The 13673-nt window shown below is 51.8% G+C and carries 16 protein-coding genes; 5 read left to right on the top strand and 11 right to left on the bottom strand.

Annotated features, from left to right (window positions below; translation table 11 throughout):
- Positions 1 to 95: 95 nt before the first annotated feature.
- Positions 96 to 446, top strand: coding sequence for a DUF2002 family protein (locus N7268_RS00080; RefSeq protein ID WP_198906200.1), 351 nt, complete (start codon positions 96 to 98; stop codon positions 444 to 446).
- 35 nt (positions 447 to 481) lie between these two features.
- Here the strand turns inward: N7268_RS00080 and alaE are convergent, their stop codons facing one another.
- A complete protein-coding gene (alaE, locus tag N7268_RS00075; protein WP_260861356.1) occupies positions 482 to 931 on the bottom strand; it encodes an L-alanine exporter AlaE in 450 nt (149 codons plus the stop codon).
- Between the two features lie 541 nt (positions 932 to 1472).
- On the opposite strand from alaE, the gene stpA reads away from it, so the two are divergent.
- On the top strand, positions 1473 to 1877 hold the full coding sequence (gene stpA / locus N7268_RS00070; RefSeq protein WP_260861355.1) for a DNA-binding protein StpA: 405 nt from the start codon (positions 1473 to 1475) through the stop codon (positions 1875 to 1877).
- Between the two features lie 129 nt (positions 1878 to 2006).
- Here stpA and N7268_RS00065 read toward each other — a convergent pair whose 3' ends face one another.
- The gene (locus N7268_RS00065) at positions 2007 to 2534 is read right to left on the bottom strand and encodes a rhodanese family protein (protein ID WP_260861354.1); all 528 of its coding nucleotides are present in this window, start codon (positions 2532 to 2534) and stop codon (positions 2007 to 2009) included.
- Between the two features lie 9 nt (positions 2535 to 2543).
- Positions 2544 to 2843 carry an ArsR/SmtB family transcription factor gene (locus N7268_RS00060; protein WP_198906205.1) on the bottom strand — a complete coding sequence of 100 codons (300 nt, stop codon included), beginning with the start codon at positions 2841 to 2843 and terminating at the stop codon, positions 2544 to 2546.
- 183 nt (positions 2844 to 3026) lie between these two features.
- On the opposite strand from N7268_RS00060, the gene N7268_RS00055 reads away from it, so the two are divergent.
- Entirely contained in the window at positions 3027 to 3185 is a 159-nt protein-coding gene (locus N7268_RS00055) for a YqaE/Pmp3 family membrane protein (RefSeq protein WP_015585265.1), read from the top strand.
- Here N7268_RS00055 and csiR read toward each other — a convergent pair.
- From csiR to N7268_RS00020, 7 genes are all read right to left on the bottom strand, one after another.
- Entirely contained in the window at positions 3182 to 3874 is a 693-nt protein-coding gene (gene csiR, locus N7268_RS00050) for a DNA-binding transcriptional regulator CsiR (RefSeq protein WP_198906206.1), read from the bottom strand. The genes N7268_RS00055 and csiR overlap by 4 nt on opposite strands.
- Before the next feature lie 44 nt (positions 3875 to 3918).
- Positions 3919 to 5319, bottom strand: coding sequence for a GABA permease (gabP, locus tag N7268_RS00045; protein WP_260861353.1), 1401 nt, complete (start codon positions 5317 to 5319; stop codon positions 3919 to 3921).
- 186 nt (positions 5320 to 5505) lie between these two features.
- Positions 5506 to 6789, bottom strand: a complete 1284-nt coding sequence (gabT, locus tag N7268_RS00040) for a 4-aminobutyrate--2-oxoglutarate transaminase (protein ID WP_260861352.1) — start codon at positions 6787 to 6789, stop codon at positions 5506 to 5508.
- A 24-nt stretch (positions 6790 to 6813) separates the two neighbouring features.
- Complete coding sequence (gene gabD / locus N7268_RS00035) at positions 6814 to 8262, bottom strand: NADP-dependent succinate-semialdehyde dehydrogenase (RefSeq protein WP_260861351.1); 1449 nt, start codon at positions 8260 to 8262, stop codon at positions 6814 to 6816.
- 23 nt (positions 8263 to 8285) lie between these two features.
- Positions 8286 to 9554 carry an L-2-hydroxyglutarate oxidase gene (lhgO, locus tag N7268_RS00030; protein WP_260861350.1) on the bottom strand — a complete coding sequence of 423 codons (1269 nt, stop codon included), beginning with the start codon at positions 9552 to 9554 and terminating at the stop codon, positions 8286 to 8288.
- Between the two features lie 19 nt (positions 9555 to 9573).
- Entirely contained in the window at positions 9574 to 10551 is a 978-nt protein-coding gene (gene glaH / locus N7268_RS00025; protein ID WP_260861349.1) for a glutarate dioxygenase GlaH, read from the bottom strand.
- Positions 10552 to 10823: 272 nt separating this feature from the next.
- Positions 10824 to 11426, bottom strand: coding sequence for a short chain dehydrogenase (locus N7268_RS00020; RefSeq protein ID WP_260861348.1), 603 nt, complete (start codon positions 11424 to 11426; stop codon positions 10824 to 10826).
- Between the two features lie 98 nt (positions 11427 to 11524).
- Here N7268_RS00020 and N7268_RS00015 point away from each other — a divergent pair, with 98 nt between their 5' ends.
- On the top strand, positions 11525 to 12415 hold the full coding sequence (locus N7268_RS00015; RefSeq protein WP_260861347.1) for a LysR family transcriptional regulator: 891 nt from the start codon (positions 11525 to 11527) through the stop codon (positions 12413 to 12415).
- A 185-nt stretch (positions 12416 to 12600) separates the two neighbouring features.
- On the opposite strand, the gene N7268_RS00010 is transcribed toward N7268_RS00015, so the two are convergent.
- Positions 12601 to 12993, bottom strand: coding sequence for a M15 family metallopeptidase (locus N7268_RS00010; RefSeq protein WP_260861346.1), 393 nt, complete (start codon positions 12991 to 12993; stop codon positions 12601 to 12603).
- A 217-nt stretch (positions 12994 to 13210) separates the two neighbouring features.
- Between N7268_RS00010 and N7268_RS00005 the strand changes: the two genes are divergently transcribed.
- A partial coding sequence (locus N7268_RS00005; RefSeq protein WP_260861345.1) for a LysR family transcriptional regulator occupies positions 13211 to 13673 on the top strand: 463 nt, incomplete at its 3' end.

Below are 13673 nucleotides of genomic sequence, written 5' to 3'. Positions count from 1 at the left end.
CATCCTGTTCACTCGTTTATGGACTTTTCTGAAAGCGTTGCTAATGCTGAATCAGGTAAGGTAAGCCCGCAGTAAAAGATAACGAGGAAAATAATATGTATTTACGACCGGATGAGGTGGCGCGCGTACTTGAGAAAGTGGGCTTTACCGTTGATGTTGTCACGCAGAAAACGTACGGTTATCGACGTGGCGAAAATTATGTGTACGTTAACCGTGAAGCACGCATGGGACGTACCGCGTTAGTGATTCACCCCACGCTAAAAGAGCGCAGCTCTTCGCTGGCAGAACCTGCCACGGATATTAAAACCTGCGATCACTATCAGCAATTCCCGCTTTATTTAGCCGGAGATAACCATGAGCATTATGGAATTCCGCACGGCTTTAGCTCGCGTATTGCGCTTGAGCGTTATCTGAATGGATTGTTTGGCGACGTTAATTCAAACTAAAGACGCGACTGGCAGGGCCAGTCGCGAAGAGACGTTTAGGCTTTCGCCTGGTGATAGCTGCTGACCTTAAACAGGCGGCGGCAATAATCGAGGAAGTAGCCATAAACCGCGCCCATCAGCATTGATACAACGATGTTTGAACTCACCGCAGCGGTAATCTGGTGCCAGTCAGCGCCAACCGTCAACAGAATAATCACATACACCGGCGACTGAAATGTGACATATGCCAGCACATCCGCCAGATTTTTTACCCATCCCGCCGACGTGGTTTTACGCGCCATACGCATAAAGAAATCGCGGTACATCCCGTATGGCCAGGCGATCAGTATGTTGACAGGGATAGCCACCAGTCTGGAATAAAGTGACTGTTCAAAGCTCATTCCAGAGAGGAATACTTCGATCAACATGTTCACGACAGAACAATAAACAACCATCGCGAACGTGTCTGCTACAGCATGACGCAAGCGTGACTGCGGAGAGAACATGTTAATGCTCCTTGTAAAAGGGAAAAAGGATTTGTATACCTTTTGTTAGTGATTTATCTTGGCGCTTTCGCGTTTTCATAGGATATCTGGCTATATAATAACTATCAACTAGCTTAAAATTTTTATTTATTGCCTTTTTGTCGATAAAATGCTCTGCATTGGTTTGTTTTTTGTTCGTTTTGGCATTTTCGTTGTCATATAAATTGAAATCACTTAAAAATCAGTGCATTAAATGGACTTGTTTTTCTGGATTTTTTGCGATTCTTTTCTGAATGCTGACGGATGCCAAACAGGCTCGCCAACGCGGCTGTTATGCGTGGTTTTCTCTGTGTAGAGGAATCGTGTTTGGCATATTTAGGGTTATTGTTTGGGCAATATAAAATATTGGCAAACGGGTTTGTTTTTCTGATTAAGCGAATAATAAAGGAGAGCTGCTTTTATATTTTCTTGCCAATGAGGGGGCTGGAAAAAGAATAATAAATCGAATACACTTCTCGGGTAACATTGTTTTTGTTTTCTGCGTTAAAGAGGTTTTATTAATATGAGTTCAATGTTAAAAAACTTAAATAATATCCGTAAACTGCGTTCACTGTCCCGCGAATTATCGATGGATGTTCTTGAGGATATTCTTGAAAAATTCAGCGTTGTCACGAAAGAACGACGCGATGAAGAAGAACAGATACAGCGCCAACGTGCAGAACAACAAGAAAAAATTAACACCTGGCTGGCGCTGTTGGAATCTGACGGGATTCGTCCCGAAGAACTGCTGAACGGGGAATCTGCGACACAATCAACGGCTAAAAAACGTCAACCGCGTCCGGCGAAATATCGTTTTACTGATATCAACGGTGAAACAAAAACATGGACTGGTCAAGGACGGACGCCAAAACCCATTGCCCTGGCGCTGGCCGCAGGTAAATCACTGAATGATTTCCTGATCGTATAACGACATTATTTTACCGGGCGGCGAATGTTGCTCAGCCCCTCTTTCTCGCCCGGTAAAGCGTATATTGGACTCTCGTGGTCAATATCGAACCCACGTTCTTCCCGCTGTTTTATGAAGTCAGTTGCTTGCTTAATGCGAGCGACGGTTCCAGGGCATTTTGTCCAGAATCCGCGCCATGCCACAAAACCCCGTCACTCCGGCTAATATCAGTCCCGCGCCGACAAAACCGCTGAGCAGGAAGAAAGCGCTATTGACAGCATAACCCAGCACCACGCCGAGTAAGGCGAGGCTGCCTGCGGCAATCTGCACCTGGCGCATCAGTGGCAAGGGTTGTGATTGATCTTTGGCAACCGGTAATCCCGCTGCTTTCCAGCCGTCTATGCCACCTTCCAGCAGCCAGACTTGCGCCGGGGCGGCAATGGCATGAAGTTTTGCCGCTGCGTTTTGCGTACGCTTGCCAGACTGGCAGTGAAAGATCACGCGTTCGGCGCGTAGATTCGCGGGCAGTGATCCCTGCTCAAGCGCTGCCAATGGCGCCAGATGCGCTTCAGGGATGTGTTCGTGCAGGTATTCGTCTGCATCACGGATATCGATCAGTGTTGCCCCCTGGGCTAACAGCGCCTGCGCTTCGCGTGGGGAAATCACCTCAATGGTCATGACGGCTCCTTATGGGCAATACAGTGTTTTTAATGTGGCAATCAGGGAATTGACGGCCGCATTTTTAATGGAATAGAGGACGCGTTGCGCATCACGCTGGCTGTCGATCAGGCCTTCCTCGCGCATTCGCGCCAGGTGCTGGGAAGTTGCGGAAGGACTCAGGCCCGTATTGCGAGCCAGATCGCCTGCGCTGGTGCCCGGCGAGCCGCAGAGCATGCACAAAATCATCAACCGCTTCGGGTTACTCATCGCTTTGAGCAGGGCGGCGGCGTCTTCAGCGCTGGCCTGCAGTTGTTCAAGTTCAGTCATATGTATTTTAGTTTTTTCTAAATTAAGCATATTCTAAAATAAAGAGCCATCGTACGCCAGCGTAAAGAGCGTAAAGGAGGGTAAAACCGCAGGGGTAGGCTGACAGAGTTGGATACACTGACTACGCTTTGAGATTAAATCTCTTTTTTAAACAATAATTAATTTTGCTTGTATGGAGTGTGTATGGGTTTCTGGAGAATTGTTTTAACGATTATTCTGCCCCCGCTTGGCGTCCTGCTGGGGAAAGGATTCGGCTGGGCATTTATCCTTAACATCGTGCTGACGCTGTTGGGTTACATCCCCGGCCTGATTCATGCGTTTTGGGTGCAGACGCGCGATTAACTTTTTTCCGCCAGCAGCTTACCTGCCATCGCCTGCTGAATAATCGGAATCGGCGTCAGCAAATGCTGGCGCATTAATTCACTGGCGCGTGCAGCATCGCGCGCCATAATCGCCTCGGTCAGCGTCTGATGCTGATCGTGTTTATCTTCCAGCATTTCAACCGACAGTACCGTTTTGCGCAGCCAGATAAACCGATAACGTGCCGCCAGATCGAATAACCGCTCACGCATTTGCAGGAGATATTGGGAACCACAACCGGCAACTATCGCCGTGTGAAACGCCTGATGACGCTGGTCCCACTCATCCAACATCTGTTCGCTGGCGTCAACGGCTTCAAGCTTGCTGAGCATATGCGCGCGCGCCAGAATCTCCGCTTCCCAGGCGTCGTCGCCGCGCGCAATGGCGAGGCTCACCAGCATGGCTTCCGTGTTGGCGCGGGCATCGAAAATATCGAGCAATTCCTGCTCAGACATTGATGCCACCCGGTATCCTTTCTGATTAACCACCGTGACCAGCTGTTCAGCCACCAGCTGTGAAAGCGCTTCGCGTAACGGCCCCACGCCCAGTTCATAGCGAGAGGTTAGCAAGCTCATCCGCAATTTCTCGTCAGGTTGATAGACACCACGAATGATGTCGTTCTTGAGCCAGCGGTATCCATCAATGGCCGTCGGTTGGGAAATGGCGGTCATGGTCGTACTCCTGAAAGGTATCCCGGCCTGCGCCGGGAACAGGTTTAATGCGTATTTTGCAACGGTGCTTTTTGCCACGATAGCAGTTTTTTCCAGCGCGACATAATCGGCACGGTGCAAATAATTCCTATGGCTAACAACCCGGTAGAGATCACTTCCAGCTGTTGTGCCGGGCGAAACAGCATGACCACCAGCACAAAGATAATAAAGGCGATAACCAGCCAGGTCAGCCACGGATAGAGCCACATTTTCAGCTTAATTTCGCCACCTCGCGCCAGCAGGATTTTGCGCATCCGCAGTTGGGAAATCGCAATCACCAGATAGACCAGCAGGGCAATGGCGCCGGAGCTGTCGATGAGGAATTTAAATACTTTTGCCGGCGCGTAATAGTTGACGACAACGGTCAGAAACGCCGCGCCGGTGGAAAGCAGCACCGCGACATAAGGGGTTTTACTGCGGTTGGTTTTGCCCATGAACGCAGGGGCGTCTCCACGACGGCTCAGGGAGTAGAGCATACGCGAGGACGTATACAGCGCCGAGTTCAGGCAACTGGTGACCGACAGCAGAATGACGCAGTCCATGATAAATTTGGCGTACGGGATATGCAGCAGTTCCAGTACCGAACGGTACGAACCGACCTCTTTAAGCCCCGGCATGTTCCACGGGATCAGTGCAACCACCACGAAAATGGAACACAGATAGAAAATGGAGATACGCCAGATAACCGAGTTGGTGGCGCGGACGATGTGTTTATCCGGAGTGTCGGACTCGGCGGCAGCGATGGTCACAATCTCTGCGCCCATAAACGAGAACATGGTGATTAGCATTGCGCTGATCACAGCACCAAAACCATTGGGCATAAAACCGCCCTGATCCCACAGCCGTGAAACGCCGCTGACTTCTGCGTAGGGATAGAAACCGCTAATGGCGATAGCACCCAGCGCAATAAACGCCAGAATGGCAATCACCTTGCACAGCGCCAGCCAGAATTCAAACTCACCGTAATTTTTGACGCTCAGTAAATTACTGCCGGTTAATGCCAGCGTGATAACCAGGGAAAACAGCCAGATAGGAATGCCCGGAACCCAGGAGTGCAGAATGATGGCGGCAATATTGGCCTCCAGCGGGATAACCAACACCCAGAACCACCAGTACAGCCAGCCGATGGTATAACCTGCCCAGGGGCCGATAGCCTTATCGGCGTATGTGGAAAAGGAACCGGTATCCGGTGTGGCAACGGCCATTTCGGCCAGCATGCGCATAATCATCACCACCAGTAACCCGGCGAACAGATACGCCAGCAGCACCGCGGGTCCTGCTTCTGCAATCGCCACGCTTGAACCCACAAACAGACTTGCGCCGATAACCCCGGCAATAGACAGCATGGTGACGTGGCGTGATTTCAGCCCGCCCCCTAAATCATGTGATTGCGACACTTGCCCCATTTTTAAACCTCTCGAAAGTATTTCACTTGGGAGAGCACCCCGACATTCCCGCGTCGGGGCACGCGTATTATTGTTATTGGTTCTTTTTGTCAGGGAGCGGCTCCGCCTTACCCGGCCAACACAGGCTTATTTCCATCGGCCGGATAAGACGCGTTTGCGTGGTTACCCGGCACGGAGAGAGGAGCGTTACCCTTGTTTCGCTTCGGCAAAACACTGGGCGATGATGTCCAGCCCCTGACGGATTTGCGCCTCTTCAATGGTGAGCGGCACCAGGATGCGCAGCACGTTGTAGTACGGTCCGCAGGAGAGCAGGATCAGGCCTTTATCACGCGCGCGGGAAACGATCTCGGCGGTCAGTTTGGCATCGGGCTTATTGTGGTCGCCGTCTTCGAACAACTCGATGGCAATCATCGCGCCCAGGCCGCGAACGTCGCCGATCTCGCGATGTGTTTCGGCAATCGCCAGCAGACCGTTGCGCAGGTTTTTGCCCAGATCGTTGGCTTTTTGCAGCAGGTTTTCTTGCTCAAAAATCTTCAGCACTTCCAGCGCGGCGACGCAGGAAATCGGGTTACCGGCATACGTTCCACCCAGACCGCCTGGCGGAATTGCGTCCATCACGTCAGCACGTCCGGTCACGCCCGCCAGCGGGAAGCCACCGGCAATGGATTTAGCGAAGGTGGTGATATCAGGCGCAACGCCCATCTGCTCCATGGCGAACAGTGTGCCGGTACGTCCCGCGCCACTCTGCACTTCATCGGCAATCAGCATGATCCCATGCTCGTCACAGATGGCGCGCAGGCGCTGCATAAAGGCTGGTGAGGCGGCATAGAAACCGCCTTCGCCCTGGACCGGTTCAATCACGATGGCGGCAATATCTTCTGGCGCGGCATCGTTTTTGAAGATGCGATGAATGCTGGCGATAGCCTCGTCTTCACTGACGCCGTGCAGTGCGCAAGGATAGATCGCACGATAAACGTGGCCCGGCATCAGTCCCATTCCCGCCGAGTACGGATTCACTTTACCGGTCAGCGACAGGGTGTAATGAGTGCGACCGTGGTACGCGCCGCTAAAGGCGATGGTGCCCGTACGTTTGGTTGCCGCACGGGCGATTTTCACGGCGTTTTCCACCGCTTCAGAGCCCGTCGTGACCAGCAGCGTTTTCTTGTCGAAATCGCCCGGCACTTTCTTGTTCATGATTTCGCACAGTTCCAGATAGGGTTCATAGGCCAGCACCTGGAAGCAGGTGTGCGACAGCTTTTTCAACTGCGCTTCTACGGCTGAGACAATCTGCGGATGCAGGTGGCCGGTATTCAGTACTGCAATACCGCCAGCAAAATCGAGGAATTCACGGCCTTCAACGTCCCAGACCCGGCAATTCTCTGCACGCTCGGCAAAAATAGGGTGGATCTGGCCTACGCCGCGGGGGACAGCGTTGCTGCGACGTTGCATGAGTTCTTTATTGGTGCTCATCAGGTGTTCTCCAGTATTGTTTTATTAAAGGCCGATGCACATATATTTGATTTCTAAGTAATCTTCGATGCCGTATTTAGAGCCTTCACGACCAAGACCGGAGGCTTTAATCCCGCCGAACGGCGCGACTTCGTTGGAGATAATGCCGGTGTTGATACCGACGATGCCGTACTCCAGCGCTTCGCCAACGCGGAAGACACGGCTTAAATCACGCGCGTAGAAATAGGCGGCCAGGCCGAACTCGGTATCGTTGGCCTGATGAATCACGTCGGCTTCATCGGTAAAGCGGAACAGGGGAGCCAGCGGACCAAACGTCTCTTCTTTCGCGACCTTCGCGTTGTCAGGAACGTCCACCAGGATTGTCGGCTGGAAGAAGTTGCCGCCCAGCGCGTGGGCTTTGCCCCCCGTTATGATGCGAGCCCCTTTTTCCAGCGCGTCGGCGATGTGCTCCTGCACTTTGGCAACCGCTTTTTCATCGATCAGCGGACCGGTGGTCACATCAGGTTGCAGACCATCACCAAGATGCAGCTTGCTCACGGCCTGCTGAAGTTTCTCGGCGAAGCGGTCATACACGCCGTCCTGAACGTACAGACGGTTGGCGCAGACGCAGGTTTGCCCGGCGTTACGGAACTTCGATGCCAGCGCGCCTTCTACGGCTTTATCAAGATCGGCATCGTCAAACACGATAAACGGCGCATTGCCGCCCAGCTCCAGAGACACCTTCTTGATGTCTTTCGCGCACTGTTCCATGAGCTGACGACCAATTTCCGTCGAGCCGGTAAACGACAGCTTGCGCACCAGCGGGTTGCTGGTCAGTTCGTTGCCGACCGCGCCTGCGGAACCGGTGACGACGCTGAAAACACCCGCCGGGATCCCGGCACGGTTCGCCAGTTCTGCCAGTGCCAGCGCGGAGAACGGTGTCTGGCTGGCGGGTTTGAGCACCATGGTGCAGCCAGCGGCCAGTGCCGGACCGGCTTTGCGGGTGATCATCGCCGAAGGGAAATTCCACGGTGTAATTGCCGCGGTCACGCCGATCGGTTGCTTAATGACGATAAGACGCTTATCGGCCTGATGACCTGGAATGGTATCGCCATAGATGCGCTTACCTTCTTCAGCAAACCATTCAATAAAGGAAGCGGCATAAGTGATTTCGCCTTTGGCTTCTGCCAGCGGCTTCCCTTGCTCGAGCGTCATCAGGCGGGCGAGGTCATCCTGATGCTCAATCATCAGGTTGAACCAGCGACGCAGAATATTCGCTCGCTCTTTGGCGGTCAGCGCACGCCAGGCGGGCAGGGCGCGGTTAGCGGCTTCAATGGCTTCGCGCGTTTCATCGGCGCCCATTTTCGGCACACTGCCCAACGGCTGATTGTTGGCTGGATTGGTCACCGCGATCGTTTCACCGCTGTTGGCGTGACGCCATTGACCGTCAATCAGCGCCTGCTGACGAAACAAGGTAGGATCGTTAAGTTGCATGGTTGCTTCCTGTCATAAGATGTTTAACGGGTAAATGCGGCGTGTAATGTCTCCACGCTACGTGCCGCACGCAGCGTGCGTCCGGGATTACTCTGGTTCTCCAGCAATGCGTGCACTTTGCTAACGATATGCGCACCGATAGGAATAGCAGACGTCGCTGCCGGAGAAGGGGCGTTACAGGTATGAATAGAACGCGGTGTGGTAACAAACAGAAAATCGTCGATCAGTTTCCCGTCTGGTGATACCGCCTGCGCCCGTACACCCGCAGGCCACGGCTGCAGATCGTTCTGCGTCAGGCTCGGGCAGTACTTCTGTACCAACCGCAGATAGCCGCTTTTGCACAGCGAGTTTTTCATCTCACTCAGGCCTGAGCGCAGGTTGTTTTGCAGCACGCGACGGATGCCGGAAGAGCCTAAGATCTCCAGCGTGTCGCGCAGGGAGATATCGCGCTTACGGTAACCTTCGCGTTTAAAGGCCAGCACGGCGTTGGGACCGACCGTGACACTGCCGTCAATCATCCGGGTGAGATGGACGCCAAGAAACGGCATGGCGGGATCGGGGATCGGATAGATCAGATGATTCACTATCTGGTTATGTTCCGGTGCCAGCCGGAAGTATTCACCGCGGAACGGACAAATAATAAAGCCGGGATCGACGCCCAGCATTTTCACCAGCCGGTCAGCCATTAACCCGGAGCAGCCGATCAACGTGGCGGCTTCATACTCCTGTCCCTGACGGGTGTGTACCACGACGCCGGTAGCATGTTCTTTCAGGGCGCTGACTTCGGCGTTATAAACAATCTCGCCACCCTTGGCCTGAAATATTTTTGCCATCGCGGCGGTGACGTCGCGATAGCTGACAATTCCGCTGGAAGGCACAAAAATGCCGCCGAGGCCGGTAATATTAGGTTCGCGCTCGCGTAGCGCTTGCGCATTCAGCCACTCGCGTTCCAGACCGTTGGCGGCGGTGCGATCCCACAATGCACGCATCCGCTCCATTTCCAGTTCAGAAGTGGCGACCAGCATTTTTCCGCAGACGTCGTAACGGATGCCGTTTTGGTCGCAAAAGGCTTTAGTGGCGCGATTTCCCGCCAGACAAAACTGCGCCTTGAGGCTGCCGGGGGTGTAATAAACCCCGGCATGAATCACGCCGCTGTTATGGCCCGTCTGATGACAGGCCGGGCCGGACTCTTTCTCCAGCAGCGCGATTCTGGCGTCGGGATAGACATCAATCAGCTGCATGGCGGTCGACATGCCGATAATGCCGCCGCCAATAATCACAAAATCATACATCCGTTAAATTCCTTCGCGCTTACTGATTGGTCTGGTAATGGTTCTTGGCGTACGCGAAGTAACCACGCTGGCGCATCAGCTCACGACGCAGGTCAGGATGCGAAGTGAAGCGATCGCGTCCATGCAGCCAGAACAGGTTGTTGATCAGCAGGAATTTGCCCACTGAAACCGGCACGGAAAGAATGTTTTTGCTGGTTTCCAGCGCGTCGGAGAGATCGCTCAGCCAGACGCCTTCTTCATAATCTTTTGGCTGGACGAACTGGTCGATGTAGCGCATGACCGGACGACCTTGCTGGTCAACGTCAAACACCGGATGAAACACATCCTGGCTCACGTTTTTGCTCGGCGGCGCGGCAAAACGCATCGCACGGCGTGCCAGCGGATGAGTGAAGTAGTGATTCAGGTGTTCCCAGTCGTCGAGGTGCAGCAGCAGCGAGTTACCGCCGGTCATGTTTTGTTCATCGATCTTCATCATCAACACGTAGTCGGTGATTTCTTCGAGGTAGGTACCGTCGTTATGCAGCTCCATCACACGGTGCGGCTGACGCAAGTAGCTGTCTGAATTATCAACGTTTTTCACGACAAAGCGTGCGTAGTACTGACCGCTCATCGCATCAAAGTTAGAGCGTCCGATAAGATGCGCTACCGCCGTCGCCAGCTTGACCATCTCCTCTGCCTGCGCCACGTCATCAACCCCAACGGCATTGATCAACAATGCACCTTCGGCACGATCCAACAGCGTTTTCAGCAACAACGGCTGTAGCTCATTGCTGCACAAATCGTCGAGGATCTTGCCCACTTTGAAGCGTAAAAAGGATTTGTATTCCAGTGCCTGCACCGGCCACTGCGCCACCGCTTGCAAAAATTGCTCAGTGGTCTGGGCGGAAAAAGTCAGTTCCAGCAGACGCGGGGACTGGGCTGACGGTTTCAGCGAGAAGCCGCTGTATTGCTGGCCTGAAGCTTCAGCATTCGGTTTAACGGCAGTCAGTGCATTCATCAGAATCGATCCTCTCAGTAGATTGTCAGGGAGACATGGCGATGCTTATTTCGTAGCCATAAATTAAAAATATCTACATTTTTGAAAAACGCGCACAGAATGACTGACTTTGTTTATTTTATGTGATCAAAAACAACAATTATTTAACATTATAAAGGGTGTGGATAAACGCAAAAGCGAAGCGGGGAAAAAAAGGAGAAAGAGGGAAATGAATGTTAAAACAGAGCGTTACCAGGACTGCCGCTGAAGAGGATTCAGCGGCAGCAACCCCATCAGTAGCCGACTTTATAAATGCGACCGGTTTGTATCCCTTCGACGCTGCGGCGAAAAGCATTCGCGACCGTTGCGCCGGGTACGCTTTCAAACCCCGGGAAGAAACTCTCGTAGGCTTCTGCGGATTCGCTCAGCACGGTAGGGCTAATCAGGTTGATACGGATACCGCGCCCTAACTCACAGGCAGCAGCGCGTACAAAGCCCTCGAGCCCGGCATTAATCGTTGCCGCATTGGCCCCTTGCGCGATCGGCTCATGAGCGATAATGCCGCTAATCAGCGTAATGGAACCGCCATCATTCAGGTAATGCTGCCCGGTTAACGCCAGTCGTACCTGACCTAACAGTTTGTCCTGCAAACCCTGATTAAACTCGCTGTCGGTCATGGTTGATAACGGGCCAAAAAACAGATTACCGGTGGTAGAAACGATCGCATCCACCCGACCGATTTTTTCAAACAACGCCTGCACGCTCTCCTGCGAGGTGATATCGACCTGGTAATCACCCTTTGTGCGACCCACACGGATGACATCATGTGTACGGCTCAACACCTCTGTCACTGCGCGACCTACTGTACCACTGGCACCAATAACGACGATTTTCATAACCACCTCCACAATAGTGTGAGCCGCTATTCTTTAATGAAAATGAAATCGGATAAACTGGCTAAAAGTTAGATGATTGCTAACCAGAGGTTTGTAATATGGATAAGTTGCGCGGCATGGAAACGTTTATCGCCGTGGTGGAAAGCGGCAGTTTTACCGTTGCGGCCACGCGGCTGGAGATGTCGGCGGTGATGGTCGGGAAATATATTGCCCTGCTGGAAGCGCAGCTTGGCACGCGTTTGCTGGAGCGCAACACCCGTCGTCAGAGCCTGACCGACGCCGGGCGTGTCTACGTGGAAGAAGCCCGTCGAGTGCTAGAGCAGGTCGCGATAGCCGAAAGCTCGGTAGAGCGGTTGCGGCTGGCGCCAGCGGGGACGTTGCGCATCAGTGCGCCCACATCGTTCGGCGCGTGCGTCATTTCCCCCCTGGCCGCGACCTTTTTACAGACCTGGCCGGAGGTGCGTCTTGAACTGGATCTGACGAACCGGATGGTGGATCTGGTGGACGAAGGGGTCGATCTGGCGATAAGGATTGGTGATATTCGCCAGACTGACGTGGTGGCTAAGTTTTTGTGCCCGTACCGTATGACGATCTGTGCGTCACCGGACTACCTTTCCCGCCATGGTACCCCCCATACGCCCGCAGATCTGGTGGATCATTTGTGTTTATCCCATACGGTGTGGACAGCACGTAACGAATGGACGCTACCCGGTGTGGAAGGCGAGGTCAGATGGAAACGCGATGCGATCCTGCGTTGCAACGATGGACACGGACTGCGGATGGCGGCGGTCGCGGGGGCGGGGTTACTGTTGCAACCCGAAGTGTTGCTGGCCGAAGAACTCGCCAGCGGCCGACTGGTAAGGGTGCTGGAGGGGTTTACGCCGCAGCCGCGCCCGATACACCTGCTGTGGCGTCAGGATTTACGCCCGCTGCCGAAGCTGACACGCTTTGTCGAGCATGTGCTGAAGGGGACACAGAGTTTACGCTGAAGGTGATAATTATCTCCAGATATCGAAGAACGGGGGCTGACAATAAGAAATATGCCGATAGCTGTAGCGACGTGGTATTTCACGGTAGCGACAATATAAAGTGATATTTGTACTGTAGCTAATAGATATGCATTTCCGCCCCGTGAAGGGCGGAACCCGATGTTATCTGATGAAGCGATTGAACGTTAAATTAAGGGGTATTGCTGCCAGGGTAATTGAAAATGTGGACCATCACAGAATGGTTTCCAGTCCCCACCCCATTCAACAGGAATCTTTAATATTGAAGAGGCATTTTTAAAAGCAACGGCAATTTCCTGGTAATATTTAAAATCCCATGAGACTGATGTTGTCGGGTAAGCCATAACATCAATGGCATGGCCAGATAAATGTCTGCTATTAAGTGTTTTTGATTTCCCTTCTGCATATAATTTTTTTTGCCTCTCAATTGACCGAAGTCCTTCAGATATACCAAAGTCCACAACGGACAGTTCAAGAGCTTTATAAGCTAACTTTGATAAGTCAGGATGAACATCATTTAAAAATAATATACTCCTGTTGCTAAATGTGTTTTCTTTCATTTTTTACCTTTTTGTTTAAAAAGTTAGAGGGTAATTGTTATTCTGATACTTTAAAAAAGTTACAAATTTTGTTCTGTCCTATCTCACAAAAAATTATCAAAAGTTTGCATATTGAATGCCTATTTTTTAGCTTTTAACCGAACAAATAATGATCGTTTCGAATACCCCAAAATTCCATTGTTCGTTTAGTATTTAGGCTCTTGAGTGAGGGAGGTCTATGATGTCTATTTTCATATCAAAACAACTGAAGTACTTTATGGTTGCAATGGAAAAAAAGTGTATATCTAAGGCCGCAGATGAGCTGTATTTAACAAGAACGCCCTTATGTAAAAAATTGGCAGATCTTGAAAATGCATTAGGGGAAACTTTATTCATTAGGAAATATAATGAATTAGTCCCAACAGAATATGCAGTTTCCTTATATAAAGAATTAACACCAATATATGAGGCCCAATCAAGACTTGAGAATAAATTGAATAATAAGGGGGGATGCGGAACGATAACCATTGTGTTTGATGTGACCGTGCCAGAACTTATGTATCGTACTATATCATCATCTATTGAAGGAGAAATTACACAGGTTAAAGTAAAATTCCAACGTGTCGTCATTACTGAGAAGTTGCTTCAGGATAATGCCTATATAAATAATATATTCTTCATTTCATTAAGACCCTTAGTAC

Origin of the sequence: Citrobacter sp. Marseille-Q6884, from assembly GCF_945906775.1 — a bacterium.
In the GTDB taxonomy this organism is placed as follows: Bacteria; Pseudomonadota; Gammaproteobacteria; order Enterobacterales; family Enterobacteriaceae; genus Citrobacter.
Note: the sequence above shows the minus strand (reverse complement) of the source record. Positions and strands in the feature narration are given on the sequence as shown.

What these genes read in the sequence shown, in the direction of transcription:
- N7268_RS00080 (WP_198906200.1), top strand. Translation starts at nt 96, where the DNA reads ATGTATTTACGACCGGATGAGGTGGCGCGCGTACTTGAGAAAGTGGGC.
- N7268_RS00010 (WP_260861346.1), bottom strand. Translation starts at nt 12,993, where the DNA reads ATGAAAGAAAACACATTTAGCAACAGGAGTATATTATTTTTAAATGAT.
- csiR (WP_198906206.1), bottom strand. Translation starts at nt 3,874, where the DNA reads ATGACCGCCATTTCCCAACCGACGGCCATTGATGGATACCGCTGGCTC.
- glaH (WP_260861349.1), bottom strand. Translation starts at nt 10,551, where the DNA reads ATGAATGCACTGACTGCCGTTAAACCGAATGCTGAAGCTTCAGGCCAG.
- N7268_RS00065 (WP_260861354.1), bottom strand. Translation starts at nt 2,534, where the DNA reads ATGACCATTGAGGTGATTTCCCCACGCGAAGCGCAGGCGCTGTTAGCC.
- gabD (WP_260861351.1), bottom strand. Translation starts at nt 8,262, where the DNA reads ATGCAACTTAACGATCCTACCTTGTTTCGTCAGCAGGCGCTGATTGAC.
- stpA (WP_260861355.1), top strand. Translation starts at nt 1,473, where the DNA reads ATGAGTTCAATGTTAAAAAACTTAAATAATATCCGTAAACTGCGTTCA.
- N7268_RS00015 (WP_260861347.1), top strand. Translation starts at nt 11,525, where the DNA reads ATGGATAAGTTGCGCGGCATGGAAACGTTTATCGCCGTGGTGGAAAGC.
- N7268_RS00055 (WP_015585265.1), top strand. Translation starts at nt 3,027, where the DNA reads ATGGGTTTCTGGAGAATTGTTTTAACGATTATTCTGCCCCCGCTTGGC.
- N7268_RS00020 (WP_260861348.1), bottom strand. Translation starts at nt 11,426, where the DNA reads ATGAAAATCGTCGTTATTGGTGCCAGTGGTACAGTAGGTCGCGCAGTG.
- gabP (WP_260861353.1), bottom strand. Translation starts at nt 5,319, where the DNA reads ATGGGGCAAGTGTCGCAATCACATGATTTAGGGGGCGGGCTGAAATCA.
- alaE (WP_260861356.1), bottom strand. Translation starts at nt 931, where the DNA reads ATGTTCTCTCCGCAGTCACGCTTGCGTCATGCTGTAGCAGACACGTTC.
- N7268_RS00060 (WP_198906205.1), bottom strand. Translation starts at nt 2,843, where the DNA reads ATGACTGAACTTGAACAACTGCAGGCCAGCGCTGAAGACGCCGCCGCC.
- lhgO (WP_260861350.1), bottom strand. Translation starts at nt 9,554, where the DNA reads ATGTATGATTTTGTGATTATTGGCGGCGGCATTATCGGCATGTCGACC.
- gabT (WP_260861352.1), bottom strand. Translation starts at nt 6,789, where the DNA reads ATGAGCACCAATAAAGAACTCATGCAACGTCGCAGCAACGCTGTCCCC.